This window comes from Pseudooctadecabacter sp., assembly GCF_965657175.1.
Lineage (GTDB): Bacteria > Pseudomonadota > Alphaproteobacteria > Rhodobacterales > Rhodobacteraceae > Octadecabacter.
Genome location: NZ_CBFHNH010000001.1, coordinates 131,035 through 149,640, shown reverse-complemented (window position 1 = coordinate 149,640; position 18,606 = coordinate 131,035). Strand labels below are relative to the sequence as shown.

General features: G+C 60.5%; 21 protein-coding genes and 1 riboswitch. Of the genes, 11 read left to right on the top strand and 10 right to left on the bottom strand.

The features are described from left to right. Positions 1–26 precede the first annotated feature (26 nt). Positions 27–2,159, top strand: a complete 2,133-nt coding sequence (selD, locus tag ACTG36_RS00715) for a selenide, water dikinase SelD (RefSeq protein WP_375279680.1) — start codon at positions 27–29, stop codon at positions 2,157–2,159. Here the strand turns inward: selD and mnmH are convergent. Continuing rightward, positions 2,156–3,199 (bottom strand): tRNA 2-selenouridine(34) synthase MnmH, encoded by a 1,044-nt coding sequence (gene mnmH / locus ACTG36_RS00710; RefSeq protein ID WP_375279423.1) that lies wholly within the window; start codon positions 3,197–3,199, stop codon positions 2,156–2,158. The genes selD and mnmH overlap by 4 nt on opposite strands. 82 nt (positions 3,200–3,281) lie before the next feature. Between mnmH and ACTG36_RS00705 the strand changes: the two genes are divergently transcribed. After that, positions 3,282–3,764, top strand: coding sequence for a GNAT family N-acetyltransferase (locus tag ACTG36_RS00705; RefSeq protein ID WP_439141200.1), 483 nt, complete (start codon positions 3,282–3,284; stop codon positions 3,762–3,764). Here the strand turns inward: ACTG36_RS00705 and ACTG36_RS00700 are convergent. The 4 genes from ACTG36_RS00700 to ACTG36_RS00685 form a co-directional block, all read right to left on the bottom strand. Beyond that, positions 3,740–4,507 carry a metallophosphoesterase gene (locus ACTG36_RS00700; RefSeq protein ID WP_375279421.1) on the bottom strand — a complete coding sequence of 256 codons (768 nt, stop codon included), beginning with the start codon at positions 4,505–4,507 and terminating at the stop codon, positions 3,740–3,742. The genes ACTG36_RS00705 and ACTG36_RS00700 overlap by 25 nt on opposite strands. 48 nt (positions 4,508–4,555) lie before the next feature. Further along, positions 4,556–5,134: a hypothetical protein gene (locus tag ACTG36_RS00695; RefSeq protein WP_375279420.1), complete on the bottom strand. Its 579-nt coding sequence runs from the start codon at positions 5,132–5,134 to the stop codon at positions 4,556–4,558. 316 nt (positions 5,135–5,450) lie between these two features. Continuing rightward, positions 5,451–7,043 (bottom strand): phosphoglycerate dehydrogenase, encoded by a 1,593-nt coding sequence (serA, locus tag ACTG36_RS00690; RefSeq protein WP_375279419.1) that lies wholly within the window; start codon positions 7,041–7,043, stop codon positions 5,451–5,453. A 69-nt stretch (positions 7,044–7,112) separates the two neighbouring features. Next, positions 7,113–8,252 carry a phosphoserine transaminase gene (locus tag ACTG36_RS00685; RefSeq protein ID WP_375279418.1) on the bottom strand — a complete coding sequence of 380 codons (1,140 nt, stop codon included), beginning with the start codon at positions 8,250–8,252 and terminating at the stop codon, positions 7,113–7,115. Between the two features lie 264 nt (positions 8,253–8,516). On the opposite strand from ACTG36_RS00685, the gene serB reads away from it, so the two are divergent. Beyond that, positions 8,517–9,386: a phosphoserine phosphatase SerB gene (gene serB, locus ACTG36_RS00680; protein WP_375279417.1), complete on the top strand. Its 870-nt coding sequence runs from the start codon at positions 8,517–8,519 to the stop codon at positions 9,384–9,386. On the opposite strand, the gene ACTG36_RS00675 is transcribed toward serB, so the two are convergent. Then, positions 9,383–9,817, bottom strand: a complete 435-nt coding sequence (locus ACTG36_RS00675; protein WP_375279416.1) for a 6,7-dimethyl-8-ribityllumazine synthase — start codon at positions 9,815–9,817, stop codon at positions 9,383–9,385. The two genes, serB and ACTG36_RS00675, sit on opposite strands and share 4 nt — an antisense overlap. An 89-nt stretch (positions 9,818–9,906) precedes the next feature. Beyond that, a riboswitch (FMN riboswitch) is annotated at positions 9,907–10,038 on the bottom strand. 23 nt (positions 10,039–10,061) lie between these two features. Further along, positions 10,062–11,057, bottom strand: a complete 996-nt coding sequence (locus ACTG36_RS00670) for an asparaginase (RefSeq protein WP_375279415.1) — start codon at positions 11,055–11,057, stop codon at positions 10,062–10,064. Between the two features lie 183 nt (positions 11,058–11,240). Here ACTG36_RS00670 and ACTG36_RS00665 point away from each other — a divergent pair, with 183 nt between their 5' ends. Both ACTG36_RS00665 and rlmN read left to right on the top strand, forming a co-directional pair. Continuing rightward, a complete protein-coding gene (locus ACTG36_RS00665; RefSeq protein WP_375279414.1) occupies positions 11,241–11,768 on the top strand; it encodes an invasion associated locus B family protein in 528 nt (175 codons plus the stop codon). A 94-nt stretch (positions 11,769–11,862) separates the two neighbouring features. Beyond that, the gene (gene rlmN / locus ACTG36_RS00660; protein WP_375279413.1) at positions 11,863–13,047 is read left to right on the top strand and encodes a 23S rRNA (adenine(2503)-C(2))-methyltransferase RlmN; all 1,185 of its coding nucleotides are present in this window, start codon (positions 11,863–11,865) and stop codon (positions 13,045–13,047) included. A gap of 3 nt (positions 13,048–13,050) precedes the next feature. Here rlmN and ACTG36_RS00655 read toward each other — a convergent pair whose 3' ends face one another. Together ACTG36_RS00655 and ACTG36_RS00650 are read right to left on the bottom strand one after the other, a co-directional pair. Next, on the bottom strand, positions 13,051–13,536 hold the full coding sequence (locus ACTG36_RS00655; RefSeq protein WP_375279412.1) for a gluconokinase: 486 nt from the start codon (positions 13,534–13,536) through the stop codon (positions 13,051–13,053). A 72-nt stretch (positions 13,537–13,608) separates the two neighbouring features. Then, complete coding sequence (locus ACTG36_RS00650; protein ID WP_375279411.1) at positions 13,609–14,448, bottom strand: TIGR00730 family Rossman fold protein; 840 nt, start codon at positions 14,446–14,448, stop codon at positions 13,609–13,611. A gap of 81 nt (positions 14,449–14,529) precedes the next feature. Here ACTG36_RS00650 and ACTG36_RS00645 point away from each other — a divergent pair, with 81 nt between their 5' ends. The 6 genes from ACTG36_RS00645 to ACTG36_RS00620 all read left to right on the top strand — a co-directional run bounded on the left by ACTG36_RS00645 (position 14,530) and on the right by ACTG36_RS00620 (position 17,657). After that, on the top strand, positions 14,530–15,453 hold the full coding sequence (locus ACTG36_RS00645) for a serine/threonine dehydratase (RefSeq protein WP_375279410.1): 924 nt from the start codon (positions 14,530–14,532) through the stop codon (positions 15,451–15,453). A 63-nt stretch (positions 15,454–15,516) separates the two neighbouring features. Continuing rightward, a complete protein-coding gene (gene dapD / locus ACTG36_RS00640; protein ID WP_375279409.1) occupies positions 15,517–16,344 on the top strand; it encodes a 2,3,4,5-tetrahydropyridine-2,6-dicarboxylate N-succinyltransferase in 828 nt (275 codons plus the stop codon). Further along, on the top strand, positions 16,337–16,687 hold the full coding sequence (locus ACTG36_RS00635; RefSeq protein WP_375279408.1) for a hypothetical protein: 351 nt from the start codon (positions 16,337–16,339) through the stop codon (positions 16,685–16,687). The genes dapD and ACTG36_RS00635 overlap by 8 nt, the downstream gene beginning before the upstream one ends. Then, complete coding sequence (locus ACTG36_RS00630) at positions 16,684–16,968, top strand: hypothetical protein (protein ID WP_375279407.1); 285 nt, start codon at positions 16,684–16,686, stop codon at positions 16,966–16,968. The genes ACTG36_RS00635 and ACTG36_RS00630 overlap by 4 nt, the downstream gene beginning before the upstream one ends. Before the next feature lie 46 nt (positions 16,969–17,014). Then, complete coding sequence (locus ACTG36_RS00625; protein WP_375279406.1) at positions 17,015–17,257, top strand: GlsB/YeaQ/YmgE family stress response membrane protein; 243 nt, start codon at positions 17,015–17,017, stop codon at positions 17,255–17,257. Between the two features lie 40 nt (positions 17,258–17,297). Further along, positions 17,298–17,657, top strand: a complete 360-nt coding sequence (locus ACTG36_RS00620; protein ID WP_375279405.1) for a hypothetical protein — start codon at positions 17,298–17,300, stop codon at positions 17,655–17,657. Here ACTG36_RS00620 and ACTG36_RS00615 read toward each other — a convergent pair. After that, positions 17,654–18,595 carry a Hint domain-containing protein gene (locus ACTG36_RS00615; RefSeq protein ID WP_375279404.1) on the bottom strand — a complete coding sequence of 314 codons (942 nt, stop codon included), beginning with the start codon at positions 18,593–18,595 and terminating at the stop codon, positions 17,654–17,656. The two genes, ACTG36_RS00620 and ACTG36_RS00615, sit on opposite strands and share 4 nt — an antisense overlap. Between the last annotated feature and the right edge of the window lie 11 nt (positions 18,596–18,606).

Sequence of the window (18,606 nt, the reverse complement as noted above, 5' to 3'; positions counted from 1 at the left end):
CGCGCACAAGCAGCTATTGGGGGCATATGAAACAACAGATCCCCTTCACCCGTGACCTTGTTTTGATCGGCGGCGGCCACACCCATGCGCTGGTGTTGCGATCTTGGGGGATAAACCCGCTGCCCGGCGTGCGCCTGACGGTCATCAATCCCGGGCCGACTGCGCCCTATTCGGGGATGTTGCCGGGCTTTGTGGCTGGACACTATACGCGGGATGAGTTGGACATTGATCTGGTGAAACTGGCGCGGTTCGCAGGCGCGCGGTTGATCAACGGCAAGGCCGTGGCGATGGACCCTGCGGCTAAGACGATCACCGTGCCGAACCGCCCGCCCGTGGCCTACGACGTGGCCGCGATTGATGTGGGCATCACATCTGAAATGCCGCGCTTGCCCGGCTTTGCCGACCATGGGATCCTCGCGAAACCCCTCGGCATGTTCGCGACTCGGTGGGATGCGTTCCGCGCGACGGCTGGTCAGCCAAAGGTTGCCGTCATCGGCGGTGGTGTTGCAGGTGCGGAGCTTGCCATGGCCATGGCCCACGCCCTGCGCGACAGCGCACCTGAGGTGTCGCTGATCGACCGTGGCCGCGTCCTCGATGGCTTCAACCCGCCCGCCCGTAGCCGCCTGATGGCTGCGCTGTCCGACCTGGGCGTGACCTGTGTGGAGGACGCTGATGTGACCGAAGTGCTGGCCCACGGCGTGCGTTTGGCCGATGGGCGCATTATCGCGTCTGACTTCACCACCGGGGCGGCTGGTGCGCGGCCCCACGACTGGATCGCGGACATCGGGTTGGACCTGCACGCGGGGTTCCTGACCGTTGGTCCGACCCTGCAAACCTCGGACCCTGATGTCTTCGCCGTGGGCGACTGCGCCCACCTGAGCCATGACCCGCGGCCGAAGGCGGGCGTGTTCGCGGTCAGAGAGGCCCCGTACCTCTATGACAATCTGCGCGCCCGACTGTCAGACAGGCCGCTGCAGGCGTTCAGACCGCAAAAAGACTACCTCAAACTGATCTCACTGGGCGGCAAAATCGCGCTGGCCGAAAAGCTGGGCACGGCCCGTCGCGGCAAACTGCTGTGGCGTTGGAAGGACCAGATCGACCGCAAATTCATGACCCAGTTCGACGATCTGCCGCAGATGGAAACCGACCTGCCCCTGCGCACCGCCACCGGCGTGGCTGAGGCGCTGGGCAACGCACCCTTGTGCGGCGGCTGTGGTGCCAAAGTCGGGCGCGGTGCGTTGCAATCGGCGCTGGGTCAGCTGCCCGCAACCACGCGTACGGACGTAACCACGCTGCCCGGCGATGATGCGGCCCTGCTGACCGTGGGGGGGCAGCGTCAGGTCCTCACCACGGATCATCTTAGCGCCGTGACAGACGACCCCGTCACCATGGCGCGCATTGCGGCGGTGCACGCGCTGGGCGACATCTGGGCCATGGGGGCCGCGCCGCAGGCTGCAACGCTCACCTTGATCCTGCCGCGCATGACCGCTGCATTGCAGGCCCGCACGGTCGCTGAAATCACCTCGACTGTGGCAGGCACATTGGGGGATGCGGGTGCCGCGCTGGTTGGCGGGCACACGACCTTGGGCGACGGCCTTACCATCGGGCTTAGCATCACAGGGCTATGCGACACGGACCCGATCACGCTTGCGGGGGCTAAGCCGGGCGATGCGTTGATCCTGACCAAGCCCCTCGGGTCCGGCACGATCATGGCCGCAGAAATGCGCCGCCTTGCTCGTGGGGCCGATGTTATGGCCTGTCTTGACGCCATGCAGCACCCCCAAGGCGACGCTGCCACAGCGTTGCATTCAGCCCACGCCATGACCGATGTCACGGGCTTCGGTCTGGCCGGTCATCTGGCAGGGATGTGCGCGGCCTCGGGTGTCGGGGCTGAGGTTCGGTTGGACGACGTGCCAGTGATGCAAGGCGCCCTTGATCTGGCAAAGGACGGCATCCGGTCCAGCTTGTATCCAGACAACAGGGCGGTTGCTGGCGTGTCCGCACCGGACACGGCACGCGCGGCACTGATGTTTGATCCGCAAACGGGGGGCGGGCTATTGGCCGCCGTGCCGTCTAAGATGGCCGAAAAACTGTCCGGACAGAGTGGCTTCTATATAATCGGTGAGATCACCGAGAGGTCTGGTGTCAGGTTTACCTAACCCAAAGTAGCGGCAACATCCGCAGCCAGTTTTTGGCGTGACGCCTGTGACAGGTCCGCGACCTTGAACCGGTGCAGAACCTGCGGATTATGGCGCGCGCGGGCGGCGCGGTAGGACGGATCATAATGATCCTCCATCAGGGCTGCGGCCAACCCTTCCACATCATCCTGTGCCAACAAGTCGAGCCAGTGATCGACCCGTTTGCCCCTGTGCCTGCGCAGGATGTCCAATTTCGCGGCAAAGGTGGCGCGGTCCTCGACCAGGTCGCGGTAGGCGTCGGCCAGATAGGCTGCGCGTGCGGCCAATGGCGCGTCAATCGTGATGCGGGGTGCGGATTTCATGGCGGCCCAAAGCGTCGGCGGAATGATCCGGTCACCGATCTTGCTGCTTTCGGCCTCGACCACCGTTGGGCGTGTGGGATCAAGGGTCGCAAGGGCGCAAGCGACCCGCGTTTCAAAGGCTTTTTGTGCAGGTTGATCGCCGGCTTGTTCGCCCAAAAGCGACCCGCGATGGTTGGCCAGACCTTCAAGGTCAATGACCTGCACACCAAGGTCGGCCAGCCGCAACAGAATGTCCGTCTTGCCGGTGCCGGTGTTGCCATCCAGCAGGATCAGCCGATGGGATGTGGGCCTGACATAGGCGACACCGTGCACCAAGCCGCGAAACGTCTGATAGCCGCCCGTCACCACATCTGCACGCCATCCGATTTGTTGCAGGATAGATATGAACGACCCGGACCGTTGCCCGCCACGCCAGCAATAGACCAAGGGCCGCCAGCCGCCGTCCTTGTCGGCCAACGGCCCTTGCAGATGTGCGGCGACATTGCGTGCAACAAGGGCGGCCCCAATTTTCCGTGCTTTGAAGGGATCATCTTGGACATAGATCGTCCCAACCTCGGCGCGTTCTGAATTGCTCAGCGCGGGAAGGTTGATTGCGCCAGGCACATGGTCTTCGGCAAATTCCGCAGGGGAGCGCACGTCGATGACAGTGTCATACCCGTGGTTCAGCATCTCGCCCAATGTATCAAAACTCACGCCCATGGGGGATGCTTAGCGGACGCGAACCTGCGCCACCACCGGTAAAGGTCTTTCGTCCGACGTCATCTGCCCCTAGCCTCGGCCCATGCAGATCGTCCCTTTGACATATCCCGCCGATGCCGCCCGCGTCCTTTCGGTGTTTGAGGCGGCGGCGGATTACGTTCTGTTGGAACATGAACATGCGCCGACCAACGCGACGGTTGTGGCTTTCTTCACCGACCGTCCGCCCACGGTGCCGCCTGAAAACACGCGTCATTTGGGGGTGAAGGTTGATGGCAGGCTTGTCGGTGTTGCGGGTTACCTGTTCGGTTTCCCTAACCCTACCGATTGCTACATTGGACTGATGATATTCGATGCGGCGCATCGCGGCGGCGGGCTGGGCACCCAGACGGTCGACCACATCAAGGCCACCGCCCGCATCCAAGGAGCGACCCGTCTTTTGATCGCTGTGCTAGACGAAAACCCCAAAGGCCGCGCGTTTTGGGAACGACAGGGATTTGCCCACCTCAAGACGTTCGCGCGCTCGTCAGACAGGCACACCCGTCACCGGTTGGGGTTCAACCTCTGAGGCGATAGCAGCGTACGGCCCGTTTCATCGAGCGTGTACCAAATGCCGTCGTCAAGAACCGCAGGCACTAAGGTCCGGCCATATCCGGCCCCGCTGTCAAGGTTGATCCGGTTGCCCAGATGTTCGGGAAAGTCCAACGCCGTGTGACCGTGGACAACCATGATGCCGTGGTCGTCCTCATTGTCGATCCAGCCTTCGCGTATCCATACAAGGTCTTCTTCCGTCTGGTGTTCCATGGCGACACCGGGGCGAATACCTGCGTGGACAAACAGATGCCCAGCCGCGTGGTGATAGCGGGGGCCGTTCGCAATCCAATCCAAATGTTCTTGGGGCACAGCATCCTGCAGCAGCGGCTGAAGCTTGGCGCGATCCGCTTGTGTGACGGGGTCAACACCATCGGGGATAGACAGGTCAGGCACATAGGACATCGCCGTCGTGTTGCCGCCCAACCGGTGGTGCAGCCAGCCCTTGCCGGATTTGATCATCCGGTCCTGCCAGATGCCGCTGGTGACAAAGCGCCAAAACATCAGATCATGGTTGCCGATCAGACAGGTCCATGGCCGCCCTGCGGCCTGACCATCCATCATGGCCTGAATCACACCTTTGCCGTTCGGGCCACGGTCCACGTAGTCACCAAGAAAGACCACCGGATCATCGGTCCCACCATCGGTTGCGATCAGATCAAGCGCGCGATCCAACTGGTCCGTAAATCCATGAATGTCACCAACGGCATAAAGCTTCATGTTTTGTCCAATCTCATTTTCTGGCGTTCAGACATCTCTGTCAGACGATCATCGTAAAAGGCCTTGTGATGCGCCGCCTTGCGCGGTGCTTTGCGAAAGTGCAGCCAGTTGCGAAGGACAGCCGTATCGATGGCGACATCCAGCAATCGCCCCCCCCATTTCTGTCAAACCATAGCCCGCCGCAAAAGCCGCGCGACATGCGGCGCGGCGCTGTTCACGGTCTCGGGCCGTTTTGTCCGCGTCAAAAAGGTGCCTGTCGATCCAGCATAAGAACACCGCCATGTCCATTTCACGCTCTGCCGTGATATGGGCCGCGCGATCAATCGCGATCATACCTTGTTCGCCGCGCATAAGGTTGCCCTGCGTGAAATCCCCGAAACGGTAGACCAATTCGGTCGGTAAGCCTGCCGCACGATCCTCTTGCGCGGCAAGCAGGGCCATGGGCATGGCCAGATGGCTGTCCTCGGACGCATCATCTGTCAGCTGGGGCGGAGGTACATGGCCGCGCTGTTCAATAAAAGCGTCACGATGATACCGGCGCGACCATGCGCCCGCCGTGCGTGCCACATCGTCACGGGTCGCGTCGGACAGTCCATACGCGAGGGAGGTCGCGCCAGCATAATCCATCGCAAGAACACCCGACGCTTCGTCCACAAACAACGGGGCGACATGCAGGTTTGTGAAGGCGGTCGTTTGTTCAAGAACTTTGTGGCTGCGCGTGGCGTAGTGCCTTTCCCCATAGACCTTTGCTACGAAAGGTGCCCCGGACGGCGGGTGACACAGAAAAATGACGCGCGGACCACGGGCGCGAACCCAACCTACGATATAGTCAAACCGCCAGCCCCGATCGCGCCCCGCCGCGTGATGTCGGCGGAGCGCGTCTTTCAGTCGGACCCGTGCGCGATGCCTGCGCCTCGCGATATGGGCCCACCGACGAAGGCGGTTATGCCACGTCAAACGTCAGGGGCTTCACTTGGGTGAACAGGCCCGTGTCTTCCAGCGCTTTCAACGCAGTTGCGGGCACAGGCTCGTCGACATAAAGCAACGCGATGGCTTCGCCTTTGACCGCAGCGCGGCCCAAGGTGAAGTTCGCGATGTTGACGCTGTTTTCGCCCATGGTTTGACCCAGCGCGCCGATGATGCCCGGCACGTCTTCGTTGGTGGTGTAGACCATATGCGCGCCGATTTCGGCGTCGATGTTGATGCCTTTGATCTGGATGAACCGTGGCTTGCCATCGCTAAAGACGGTGCCTGCAACCGACCGTTCACGTTTGGCCGTGACAACAGTCACCTTGACGTAGCCGTCAAAGGCGCCGGATTTGTCTTGCTTGGTGGTGCTGATCTTGATGCCGCGTTCCTTGGCGATCACAGGCGCGCTGACCATGTTGGTGTCGGGGTTTGCCTTTTTCATGATCCCGGCAATCGTTGCTGCAGTCAGCGCCTTGAGGTTCATGTCGCTGACCGTGCCGTCGAACAGGATGTTGATGGCCTGAATAGGCTCATCCGTCATCTGACCGGTGAAATTGCCCAGATGGCCGGACAATTCAATCCAAGGGCCCATGACTTTGGCCTCTTCGGCGGTCACAGAGGGCATGTTTAGCGCGTTGGTGACAGCGCCCGTCATCAGATAATCGGACATCTGTTCGGCCACCTGCAGGGCCACGTTTTCCTGCGCCTCAGTTGTGGCGGCCCCAAGGTGCGGGGTTACGACCACGTTGGGCAGGTTGAACAGCGGGCTGTCCGTGGCGGGTTCGACCTTGAATACGTCAAAGGCCGCACCGGCCACATGGCCGGACTTCAACGCCTCAGCCAGCGCATCTTCGTCCACCAGACCACCGCGCGCGCAGTTCACGATCCGCACGCCTTTCTTCAGCTTGGCGATATTTTCCTTGGACAGGATATTCGCTGTCTGCTCGGTGAAAGGGACGTGCAGGGTGATGAAATCGGCCTTGGCCAACAGCTCATCCAGTTCGACTTTTTGAACGCCCATCTTTTCGGCTTTTTCTTCGCCCAGGTAGGGGTCGTAGGCCATGACCTTCATCTTCAGGCCACGGGCGCGGTCGCACACGATCCCGCCGATGTTGCCGGCACCAATGACGCCAAGGGTCTTGCCCGTCAGCTCAACCCCCATGAATTTCGACTTTTCCCACTTGCCCGCATGGGTCGATGCACTGGCCTCTGGGATTTGACGGGCCACAGCAAACATCATTGCAATCGCATGTTCGGCGGTGGTGATCATATTGCCGAACGGCGTGTTCATGACGATCACGCCTTTCTTGGACGCGGCCTCTTTGTCGACATTGTCGGTGCCGATCCCGGCGCGGCCGATGACTTTCAGGTTGTCGGCGCCCTCAAGAAATTTGGCGGTCACTTTGGTGGCGGACCGGATGGCCAGACCGTCATATTGGCCGATCACTTCGGCTAGTTTTTCTTTGTCTTTGCCCAGTTCAGGCATGAAATCTACGTCGATGCCCCGATCGCGGAAGATCTGGACAGCGGTTTCGGACAGTTTGTCGGAGACGAGTACTTTAGGCATTTGAGTTCCTTTCGGACGGGCCGCAAAACCTCTCAGAGGTTTTGAGCCCAAATTTTTTGAAAAATTTGATTACGCGCTGATTTCAGTCTGGAACGCCCAGTCGAGCCACGGCAGCATCGCTTCGATGTCGCTGGTCTCAACCGTGGCCCCGCACCAAATTCGCAGACCAGCCGGGGCATCGCGGTAAGCACCGATGTCCAGCGCAATCCCTTCAGCCTCAAGCCGTTTGGCGATTGCTTTGGCAAAGGCTGCGCCATCTGTGATGCGTGGATCGGTGAACTTCAGGCAGACGGACGTGTTGGACCATGTGGCCTTTTCCACCGCCAGATTGTCGATCCAGTCGCGGGTTGCGCAGAAATTCCAGATCGCTTGGGCATTGGCATCGGCCCGCATTCGCAATGCGGCCAGACCACCGATGGATTTGGCCCAGTTCAGCGCAAAAAGGTAGTCTTCGACACACAGCATTGATGGCGTGTTGATCGTGGCACCAGTGAAAATCCCGTCGATCAGCTTGCCGCCTTTGGTCAGGCGGAAAATCTTCGGCATGGGCCAAGCGGGCGTATAGGACTCGAGCCGTTCCACCGCACGTGGGCTGAGGATCAGCATCCCATGCGCGGCCTCACCGCCCATGACTTTCTGCCAAGAGAACGTCGTCACATCCAATTTGTCCCACGGCAAATCCTGCGCGAAGGCGGCCGATGTGGCGTCACAGATCGTCAGGCCAGCGCGGTCGTTTGGGATCATGTCACCGTGGGGCATCCGCACGCCGGACGTTGTGCCGTTCCATGTGAAGACGACGTCCTCGTCGTAATCGAGGGCAGCCATATCGACGATTTCGCCATAGTCGGCCACATGTTCCGATGCGTCGATTTTCAGCTGTTTGACAACATCGCTGACCCAGCCAGCCCCGAAGCTTTCCCAAGCCACCATCTGCACCGGACGTTCGCCCAGCAGGGACCACATTGCCATTTCCACAGCGCCGGTGTCGGAGGCGGGCACGATGCCGATTTTGTAATCCGCCGGAATGCCAAGCACCTCACGGGTGCCTTCGATTGCGGCTTTCAATTTGTCTTTGCCGACAGCGGCGCGATGGGACCGGCCCAAAGGGGCGTCCTTCAAAGCGTCCAGTGTCCATGTGGGGGGTTTGGCGCAGGGGCCAGACGAAAAACGCGGATTTGCCGGCCGCGTGGCCGGAGCTAATAGAGCCATTGATGCTATCCTCACAGATAAATGCCCTTCGTTGGGGAAGGGTGTCCCACGAGCGGACTTAGTCGGTGGTGCAGGGCGCGGCAACAACGAAAATGCAGCAATACCGACAGGGCGGCGAGAATTTGCGGCACTGTTGGGAGTCTATCGGAAACCTGAATTTTTGGTCGTGCCGTTGGATTTGAGTTTTTTTGGCCAGATGAAGGGGGACCTGTTGCGCTTTGCTGTCATCCTTGGTTTCTGACGGGCAACGGAGGAGGGCCTGCCATGTATGTCACCACATTGATCGCAAAACCGGGCGGCTTGCAGCCAGCCTTGGTGGAGGCTCTGCGCGACGCGTGGGGCGGCCAATCCGCCCAATGGCTGGCCGCAGATGAGGCGGCTGAGTTCGCGATGGAGCGGATGCCGGACAACGTGGATGACGTCTGGGCCGATGTGCAGGGGCAGGGCGTTGATCTGATCGTGCAGCCCTTGGAGGGGCGCCGCAAAAAGATGCTTTTGGCGGATATGGACAGCACCATGATCCAGCAGGAATGCATTGATGAGCTTGCCGATGAAGCTGGCGTGGGTGCGCGCGTGGCAGACATCACCGCCCGTGCGATGAACGGTGAGTTGGATTTCGAGGCCGCGATTGATGAACGGGTCGGCCTTCTGGCCGGATTGCCAGTTCAGGTCATCGCGGATGTTCTGGCCAATCGCATCACCTATATGCGCGGTGGACGGGCCTTGGTTCAAACGATGAAAGCGAACGGCGGGTATGCGGCGCTCGTGTCCGGCGGGTTCACAGCCTTTACGTCTGCCGTGGCCGAGGCGCTGGGCTTTGACGAAAACCGTGCGAATACGCTTGGGGTTAAGGGCGCGGCCCTGACCGGTCAAGTCGCGCGTCCGATCCTTGGGCAGCAGGCCAAGCTGGAGGCGCTGAACGAGATCACGGCGCGTCTGGGCATCACCCCGGCGGATGTTCTGGCTGTTGGTGACGGGATGAACGACCTGCTGATGTTGCAAAATGCAGGCACCGGTGTGGCGCTCCATGGTAAGCCCGCCTTGCAAGAAAAATGCCGCGTTCGGGTCAATCATGGCGACCTGACCGCGCTTTTGTACCTGCAAGGCTATGCTAAGCCCGAATTCGTGACTTAAGCCGCCAGCGCGGCCCGCGTTTTGCCGATCATCAGTGCCGCGCGTGCGGCCTCCCGTCCTTTTTCGACGAAGTGATTGCGGTAGATTGCGCGGTGGTGGTCTGTGTCTTGAAACTGGTGCGGCGTCAGCGACACCGACAACACCGGCACGCCGGTATCAAGACCCACGCGCATCAGCCCGTCCACCACGGCCTGTGCCACAAAGTCATGGCGGTAAATGCCGCCGTCCACGACCAGCGCCGCGCAGGCCACCGCAGCGAAGCGGCCTGACAGTGCCAGATCACGCGCGACCAGCGGCATCTCAAACGCGCCTGGCACGTCGAACACATCGACGCTTTCCGCAGGGATAAGGTCGACAAATCCATCATAGGCACGGTCCACGATTTCGGCGTGCCAGTTCGCCTTTACAAAGGCGTAGCGGGTGGGTGTCATGGGGTCTCCTTTCCCGTTGGCCGCGCGTGGGGCGCGGGTGACACATCACCTCGGGGCAAAGACAATTGGCGCGCGGGATGCCCACACGACATTGCTCTCTCTCATCCGGACTATGACCGTCGGCCCTGGAATTTCACCAGATCTGCTGACACCCCTAAGACAGGGGCCGCTCGCGGGCTGTAACCGCCGGTGGGGAATTTCGCCCCGCCCTGAGAACACCGCCGTTCTGGCGCAGAATCACAGGTCAGGCAAGGGCCGCGGCGGGGCGCATTTCACCGGTGATCAAACCTGCGAAATTCCTAAGGTCTGGATTGCGGTATTGCTTCACAAGCGGATCATTGGCGTCCAACACACCCAACCGGCAGAGGATTGCGGCCATCGCACATTCGGACGCGCGGGTGGTGCCGTCCATGATTTTGAGCGCAACGCCCAAGCCTTTGCCCGGAATGATTGCGATAAAGAACCCTTCGGCCCCGGTTTTGACGGACACCGTGCCCTTGCCTGCTTGCATCAGGTGGGTGCAGGCGCGGTCGACGTTGGCGACCAAGGCGGGGTGGGTCATCGTGGCCTCACGCAGACGGACCATGGCGCCGCCGCGCGCGGTGCTGTCATCTGCAGCGGCAAAACTGGCCATGGCGCGGGCCATGGCGCGGATGGTCATTGCGTGATTGGGGGCGGAACAGCCGTCGATGCCCCAGCCGGGTGAGGTATCTTCGCACAGCTCTTCCAACGTCGATTTGATCTGCACCTGCAGCGGGTGGTCGGCCTCGACATACTCTGGCCCCCAGCCGTTGGCCTTGACCATGGTCAGGAACCCGCAGTGTTTGCCCGAACAATTGTTGTGATAGCGGCAGGGCGTTGCATCCGCCTTGACCAAACCGTCGCGCGCCGGAATGTCCGAGGGCCACTGCGGGCCGCAGCGGAACGCATCATCGTCCAGTTCCAGATCATCCAGCCAGCGATTAACCGGATCCGTATGTATCGCGGCCCCCGAATGGGAGGCGCAGGACAGCGCCAGATGTGCAGGCGTCAGGCCCATCCGGTCCGCCACGCCGCTTTCGACCATGGGAAGGGCCTGAATAATCTTGGCTGATGATCGCGGGTAGGTCACGTGGTCGGGGTTGCCCCAACTTTCCACGACCTCTCCCGCGCCGTTCATCACCACCGCATGGCCGCGATGCAGGCTTTCAAGCCGCCCACCGCGCCAAATCTCAACCAAATCCACTGCTTTGCCTGTCATATTCCCCCATGCGCGGAACCTCGCGCAAATAGACCCACCCAAAAGGCTTTCCCATTTGGGCAAAATATTGCTAATGCTAGGGGTATCGAGTTGAAACCGCTCAATCTAGTCGAAAAGGTGCCCAACAGAGGTGCTGCGCTATATGGAGCAACCAGAGGCAAGGACAGCTTGGAGGCTGTAACTATGATTTCAAAAATGACCCACGCGCTGGGGGCTTTGGCGTTGCTGACGCTTGGCACAACGGCGACCGCCCAGGAAACAAGTTCAAACCGCGTGGCGGCTAACACCCATTGGTCCGTCTTCGTGGAAAGCGATCCGACCGAATGCTGGGCCGTGTCCGCGCCCAAGGAAACCGTGAACTCCCGCGATGGACAGGTTGTGTCCGTGCGTCGTGGTGAAATCCTGCTGTTTGTCTTCTACCGTCCCGGTGCGGGCGTGCAGGGGCAGGTGACGTTCACCGGTGGTTATCCCTTCGCATCCGGGTCCACGGCCGAATTGAACATCGGCGGCACCACGTTTGAACTTTTCACCGAAGGCGAATGGGCATGGCCTGCGACACCTGAGGCCGACGCGCAGATCGTGGCCGCGATGAAGCGCGGGGCCGAGGCTTCGATCACCGCGCGTTCCGGTCGGGGTACCGTCACGCGCGATACGTTCTCGCTCTTGGGCTTTACCGCTGGCGTCGAAGAGGCCGCGAACCGCTGCAGCTAAACGCCGCTATGCAGAATTGCGAAGGCCGGTTTCCCTTGGGCAACCGGCCTTTGTCATTATATAGACCGCGCAACCCCATCTAAGGACGATTCTCATGGAGCCTTCCGCGCCCATCACCCAAGACGTCATGACGATCAAACGCAAGCTGCCCGAGGGCGGCCCTGTGAACATCGTTGGCCTGACCCGCACCCAGTTGCGCGATGCGCTGATTGGTGTCGGCGTGATGGAAAAGCAGGCCAAGATGCGCGTCAATCAGATCTGGCAATGGATCTACCATTGGGGTGTGCGCGATTTCGCGGTGATGACGAACCTCGCCAAGGATTTTCGCGCCACATTGGCGGAGCATTTCACGATTGATCTGCCCGAAGTCGTGTCCAAACACGTCAGCGCCGATGGCACCCGCAAATACCTCGTGCGCATTGCAGGCGGTCATGAGGTTGAGGTCGTCTATATCCCCGAAACCGATCGCGGCACGTTGTGCATTTCCTCCCAAGTGGGCTGCACCCTGACCTGCAGCTTTTGCCACACGGGCACCCAGAAACTTGTTCGCAACCTGACGGCCGGTGAAATCATCGGTCAGGTCATGCTGGCCCGTGATGATCTGGGCGAATGGCCCGAACCGGGGCAGGGCACTGGCGACAACGGCCCGCGTTTGTTGTCCAACATCGTGCTGATGGGCATGGGTGAGCCTTTGTACAATTTCGAAAACGTCCGTGACGCCATGAAGATCGCAATGGACGGCGAAGGGATCGCGCTGTCACGCCGCCGCATCACCCTATCGACCTCAGGCGTGGTGCCCGAAATCGCGCGCACTGCCGAAGAAATCGGTTGTCAGCTGGCCATCAGTTTTCACGCCACCACCGATGAGGTCCGCGACAAACTGGTGCCCATCAACAAACGGTGGAACATCGAAGAACTGATCGCTGCCCTTGCCGCCTATCCAAAGGTCAGCAACTCCGAACGCATTACTTTTGAATATGTGATGCTGAAGGACGTGAACGACAGCGACGCCGACGCCCGCCGTCTGGTAAAACTGATTGATGGCATCCCCGCCAAGATCAACCTGATCCCGTTCAACGAATGGCCTGGCGCGCCCTATGAACGGTCTGACTGGGACCGCATTCAGGCCTTTGCCGATATCGTTTACAAGGCCGGCTATGCCTCCCCGATCCGCACCCCACGCGGAGAGGACATCATGGCGGCCTGTGGGCAGCTAAAATCCGCAACAGAACGCGAACGCAAATCCCGCAAACAGATCGAGGCTGACGCAGGCCTTTAACGCCTATTTCGCCAGCACAATCGACGCGACCAGTTTGGCCGCGCGCTGAACCGGCAGGGTCGCAGGCGCGAGGATGGGGTTTTCGTCAATGGTGGGTGGTTCCAGCGTGCGGAACTGGCTGTTGATCAAACGTTCCGGCATGAAATGACCGGTGCGCCGTTTGAACCGTTCGCGGATCATGTCTTCGGTGACGCGTGGATAAACCAGCCGCGCATCAGGTGCGAATTTGCGCAGGTGATCGCGGTATGACCGGCGCAATGCGGAACACCCCAAAACGATACGTTTATTCTCCTGCAAGGCTTTGCCGCAGGCATCCAGCCACGGCCACCGCATCTCATCGGTCAGGGGCTTGCCGGACGACATATGGGAAATGTTGTCGTCAGGGTGCAGGTCGTCTGCGTCGATAAAAACCGCGTCCAGTTCCTGTGCAGTGGCGACCCCCAAGGTGGTTTTACCGGACCCGGCTACGCCCATCACGATCAGTTTCATCGGCGGCCTCTCACCTGTGCAATTTACACGTGTAAAATGGGCCGACTTGCCGGTGACAGCAACCCCTGAATGTCACCGGCCGGGGATTTCGCCGCGTTTTTCACCTGCGCCTTTCCAAGCGTCCAAAGCGGCCACGGCCTCCTCTGCGGTGTCAACAAAGCGGAAGAGGTCCAGATCATCGGCAGAGATCGTTCCCGCCTCAGACAAAGCATCCCAGTTGATAATGCTGTGCCAGAAATCCTTGCCAAACAGCAAGAACGGCACCTTCTCCATCCGGCCTGTCTGGATCAGCGTCAGGGCCTCAAACAATTCATCCAACGTCCCAAAGCCACCGGGAAAAACCGTGATCGCGCTGGCACGCATCAGGAAATGCATTTTTCGAATGGCGAAGTAGTGAAAGTTAAAGCATAGCTCAGGCGTGACATACTCGTTGGGCGCTTGTTCGTGGGGCAGCACAATGTTCAACCCGATAGACCGCCCGCCCGCGTCCACTGCGCCGCGGTTGCCGGCCTCCATTACGCCGGGGCCACCACCGGTGACAACGACGTTTTCGCTGGCGTCGCCTCTCTCGGTCATCAAGCGCGCAAAGGTGCGGGCTTCGTCATAAAAGGCGGACAGTTCGGCCAAGGTTTTGGTCCGAGCGGTGTCTTTCTTTGCAGGTTCAGGGATACGCGCACCGCCGAACATGACGATGGTCGATGTCACGTTCTGTTCGTCCAACATCAGTTCGGGTTTAAGCAATTCCAACTGCAGCCGCACGGGCCGCAGTTCATCACGACACATAAAATCGGCGTCCGCAAAAGCCAACGCATAGGCAGGCGACCGCGTTTGCGGCGTGTCGGGCACGTGGGCCGCTTCTTCGCGGTCTTGGAGGCTGTCGCGGAAGGGATGGCGGCGGGTGTCGTCTTTCATGGGGCTGCTCCGATGGTGCATTGTGTCTTTTGCAGATTTAGTGGCAGGTTGGCGGGGCTTTGTCCAACCGAAGGCCCTGACATGTCTGTCACCCCCACCGATATCTCCGCCGCCGCCGACCGCATCGCGGGCCACGTTCATGTGACACCCGTGATGACGTCACAGGCCTTTGGTCGCCCGCTTCAGTTCAAATTCGAACACACCCAAGTCACCGGCAGCTTTAAGGCTCGTGGTGCGTTCAATTCATTACTGACAGCGCAGGTGCCGCCTGCGGGTATCGTCGCCGCGTCGGGGGGCAATCACGGGGCGGCGGTGGCCCATGCAGCCCGAACGTTGGGGCATGCCGCGCATATTTTCGTGCCGGAATTCGCGGGACCCGCCAAGATCGACGTCATCCGCCAGACCGGCGCAGATTTGCATATCGTCGAAGGGGCCTACGCCGATGCCGCCGCAGCAGCCGCGGCCCATCAGGGCCAGACAGGGGCGCTGGACGTTCATCCCTACGATGCGCCTGCGACCATCGCGGGCCAAGGCACCTGTTTCATGGAGTGGGAGGCGCAGGGCCTTGCCGCTGACACGGTCCTCATTGCCATCGGCGGCGGCGGGTTGATTGGCGGTGCACTGGCATGGTTTGCAGGCCGCACGCAGGCGCCCAAAATCATCGGGGTTGAGACGACAACAACCAACGCCATGCACGCAGCTTTGGCCACGGGCGCGCAAACCGATGTCGATGTGTCCGGTCTTTGCGCCAATGCGCTGGGCGCAAAGCGCATTGGGGCGCTGCCGCTTGCACTGGCCCAGATCTACGGCCTCCAAACGGTGCTGGTCACCGATGATGCCGTGGCTCACGCCCAATCCGCCCTCTGGCAACATATGCGGCAATTGGTCGAACCGGCGGGGGCTGCGGCGCTGGCCGCACTTTTGTCGGGTGCCTATACGCCTGACCCTGACGAACGTGTCGCCGTTCTTCTGTGTGGCGCAAACCCCGCCCCCATTCCGATCTGATTGCCCCAGCGCGCGCTTCGCGCTATGTGCCGCCCTAACGCAACGCATCAAACGGGGGCCATCATGTCCAACGCACAGCTTGAAACCGCAATCGAAGCCGCATGGGACGCCCGCGACACCATCACGCCCGCCACAACGGGCGAACAGCGCGATGCCATCGAAGACACGTTGGCCGCACTGGACAGCGGCAAACTTCGCGTGGCTGAAAAGCAGGACGACGGGTCATGGCACGTCAACCAATGGGCCAAAAAAGCCGTGCTGTTGGGGTTCCGCATCAAGGACATGGAAGTCCACGAAGGCGGTCCACAGGGCGCGGGCTGGTGGGACAAGGTCGACAGCAAATTCAAAGGCTGGGGCGATGACCAATGGAAGGCCGCAGGCTTCCGCGCGGTGCCCAACTGCGTCGTCCGCAAATCCGCCTTTATCGCACCTGGCGTGGTGCTGATGCCGTCCTTTGTGAACCTTGGCGCTTACGTGGACGAAGGCACGATGGTTGATACATGGGCGACGGTCGGCAGCTGTGCACAGATCGGCAAAAATGTGCACCTGTCTGGCGGTGTGGGCATTGGTGGCGTCCTTGAGCCCATGCAGGCAGGCCCCACCATTATTGAGGACAACTGCTTTATCGGGGCGCGATCCGAAGTCGTCGAAGGCTGCATCGTACGCGAAGGCTCGGTGCTGGGGATGGGCGTGTTCATCGGCCAATCCACCAAGATTGTAGACCGCGACACTGGCGAGGTCATGTACGGCGAAGTGCCGCCCTATTCCGTTGTCGTCGCAGGCTCCATGCCGTCCAAGAATGGCGTGAACCTTTATTGTGCGGTGATTGTGAAACGCGTGGACGAACGCACACGGTCCAAGACCGGCATTAATGAGCTGTTGCGTGATTAAGCGCGCGGCCATAGCCCTTATTCTGCTCGCCGCACCTGCGGCGACTCAAACCCTTGATGGGACCTACCATTGGGCGGGGTCTGATCCAGTCGCGGGATGTGATTTGGACATCTACAATGACGGGCGCATCACTATTGCAGGGGATCAGATCACCTTTATTGAGACCACCTGCACGCTGACCAACGCCACGCCAATCCGCGATATGGCCGAAGGCACCTTGTTCGACATGGTGTGTTCAGGTGAAGGCGAGGAATGGACCGAACGTGTGTTCATCTACCAGACCTTTGATGGCGTAGCCGTCCTGTCGCGTGGGGCGGCCCGAACCTATCAACGCTGCGAATGATCCTCAGCCGGACGCTTGCCAAGTCCCGCATGGCCCGCGGGGCGCGTCCGGGCTGGGCCGCAGCCTGGGCCCCTGTCATGTTCGACGCCGCCTGTCTGGTGTTCGTCTTTATGCTGGCCTACCGGCCCTTCCAGTCCCTTGTTGAAACCTTTGATATGCCCACTTGGGCCGTGGTGACGGCTTTGCTGGCGCTGGGGTTTATTCCTGTGCAGGCGGTCTTGATTTTCTCGTCTCTCTGGGCGGCGAAATCACGCTTTCAAGATGAAGACGGGAACCAATAGCCACGTCACGCCGTTTGTCACCTGACATAGGATACAGGAGACAGACATGGGACTTGGACTTATCGCATCTATCATCGTGGGCGGCCTTGCAGGCTGGATTGCCAGCATGATCATGAACGCCAACACGGGCGTTTTCGCCAATATTGCCCTTGGGATCGTGGGTGCGCTGGTGCTGAACGCGGTGCTTTCTCTGCTGGGCATCTACGCCGCGAATTCGTGGATTCCGCAGCTGATCGTGGGTGCCGCCGGTGCCAGCTTGCTGATCGCAGCCTATCGCCGGTTCGCCTGACATCTTGACATTGGCCCCGCGCGTGACCACCACGGGGCCCATGTCAGACACGAAAAAACCCAAGAAAAAATCACGTCAGCAAGTCTATACATTGCTGGTAGAGGTCGGCCGCAAAGACGGCGACGGCCTGCCCAAAGACAGCACGGGTGCCGCGCTTATGATCTATGCCTCTGGTGTAGATGAAGCAGAGGCCGTGCGCGAAACTGTGGCCATCCTGAAACAGGCGGACGTGAACCCGCTTGATGTGTCAGGTTACGGCACCTTGGACGAACGGCTGGCGGAAGGGCATGACATTTCAGATGAGGAACGTGGCCTCATGCAGCGCGCGCTGGATGAAAACAGCGTGATCGTCGCCCAAATGACGCCCTTCTACGATGATCCAGCTGCGTCAGACGACTAGCCGATTGTGACGCCAGTCAGCGTCAAAGCCTCAAACCCTTGTAGGACCGGTGCAGCAAGGCCCACTTCACGGGGACGCCGATCTTCGGGCATATCTGCCAACACAGACACCCCGAACGTTGACCGTGACGCCAATGCGGCGGACCCATCGAAACTTTCGACTTTGGCGCCGTTCACGCGCATAATTTCATGGGTCTCCAGCAACACCTGATAATAGGTCATCACTGGGGGCGGGTTTTTCACCGGTTCCGCGCAGTTGCGGATTTCAAGGTGACGCACAGCGGTGGTCACCCGTTCTTCCCCAAAAAGGTATTCAACCTCCGATCCCGAAAGGCAAATCCGCTGGTCCATGGATGTGATCAGATCATCCCATAGCCCCATGTAGGGGCGGCGCAGGCGCATCGGCGCAAACCGGCCCAAGGTCGGCACCGACATCCGGCCCACCCACAACGCCTTGACCGGGGATCGCCCATCCGCACAAACCAGATCACCGGCCTTCAGGTCGCGGATCAAGGCAGGGCCGTCTGGCGTGTCCACGGCAGCCGAACCGGACAGACCCGGCACAGGGCCGATGGGGCAGGGGGCGTCCGCCACGGCCATAAATTCCACATCCGGAGACACCGTCGCCGGGTCAGCCACCATCCGACGGACGTCGCGCAGGGACAGCGGGAAGGGGGACAGGACGTCTGTTTGCCACATGTGACCATGATCGGGGACATAGACACTCAACCGGCCACGCCGTTGTGGTGCATCCCAGATGAAGGCGATATGTGCGGTTTCAATCTTTCCACCCAGACCCGTGTGCAACGCAGTTTCCAGATAGCGCCCGCCCTGTCGGACCATCAACCGGACCGTGCCATCGGGTTCAAGACAGATTTTCAGGCCCGTGGGCCAAGGGTCCAGAACGCTAAAGCGCACCAGATTGATAGGGTTCGACAATGGCCTTGTCT

Excerpts from the sequence above, each read along its gene's own strand:
- mnmH (WP_375279423.1), bottom strand. The coding sequence starts at position 3,199 with ATGGGCGTGAGTTTTGATACATTGGGCGAGATGCTGAACCACGGGTAT.
- ACTG36_RS00695 (WP_375279420.1), bottom strand. The coding sequence starts at position 5,134 with ATGGATTATGCTGGCGCGACCTCCCTCGCGTATGGACTGTCCGACGCG.
- ACTG36_RS00620 (WP_375279405.1), top strand. The coding sequence starts at position 17,298 with ATGTCAGACACGAAAAAACCCAAGAAAAAATCACGTCAGCAAGTCTAT.
- dapD (WP_375279409.1), top strand. The coding sequence starts at position 15,517 with ATGTCCAACGCACAGCTTGAAACCGCAATCGAAGCCGCATGGGACGCC.
- ACTG36_RS00700 (WP_375279421.1), bottom strand. The coding sequence starts at position 4,507 with ATGAAGCTTTATGCCGTTGGTGACATTCATGGATTTACGGACCAGTTG.
- ACTG36_RS00625 (WP_375279406.1), top strand. The coding sequence starts at position 17,015 with ATGGGACTTGGACTTATCGCATCTATCATCGTGGGCGGCCTTGCAGGC.
- ACTG36_RS00650 (WP_375279411.1), bottom strand. The coding sequence starts at position 14,448 with ATGAAAGACGACACCCGCCGCCATCCCTTCCGCGACAGCCTCCAAGAC.
- ACTG36_RS00665 (WP_375279414.1), top strand. The coding sequence starts at position 11,241 with ATGATTTCAAAAATGACCCACGCGCTGGGGGCTTTGGCGTTGCTGACG.
- ACTG36_RS00630 (WP_375279407.1), top strand. The coding sequence starts at position 16,684 with ATGATCCTCAGCCGGACGCTTGCCAAGTCCCGCATGGCCCGCGGGGCG.
- ACTG36_RS00685 (WP_375279418.1), bottom strand. The coding sequence starts at position 8,252 with ATGGCTCTATTAGCTCCGGCCACGCGGCCGGCAAATCCGCGTTTTTCG.
- selD (WP_375279680.1), top strand. The coding sequence starts at position 27 with ATGAAACAACAGATCCCCTTCACCCGTGACCTTGTTTTGATCGGCGGC.
- ACTG36_RS00655 (WP_375279412.1), bottom strand. The coding sequence starts at position 13,536 with ATGAAACTGATCGTGATGGGCGTAGCCGGGTCCGGTAAAACCACCTTG.
- ACTG36_RS00705 (WP_439141200.1), top strand. The coding sequence starts at position 3,282 with ATGCAGATCGTCCCTTTGACATATCCCGCCGATGCCGCCCGCGTCCTT.
- serA (WP_375279419.1), bottom strand. The coding sequence starts at position 7,043 with ATGCCTAAAGTACTCGTCTCCGACAAACTGTCCGAAACCGCTGTCCAG.
- serB (WP_375279417.1), top strand. The coding sequence starts at position 8,517 with ATGTATGTCACCACATTGATCGCAAAACCGGGCGGCTTGCAGCCAGCC.
- rlmN (WP_375279413.1), top strand. The coding sequence starts at position 11,863 with ATGGAGCCTTCCGCGCCCATCACCCAAGACGTCATGACGATCAAACGC.
- ACTG36_RS00645 (WP_375279410.1), top strand. The coding sequence starts at position 14,530 with ATGTCTGTCACCCCCACCGATATCTCCGCCGCCGCCGACCGCATCGCG.
- ACTG36_RS00675 (WP_375279416.1), bottom strand. The coding sequence starts at position 9,817 with ATGACACCCACCCGCTACGCCTTTGTAAAGGCGAACTGGCACGCCGAA.
- ACTG36_RS00670 (WP_375279415.1), bottom strand. The coding sequence starts at position 11,057 with ATGACAGGCAAAGCAGTGGATTTGGTTGAGATTTGGCGCGGTGGGCGG.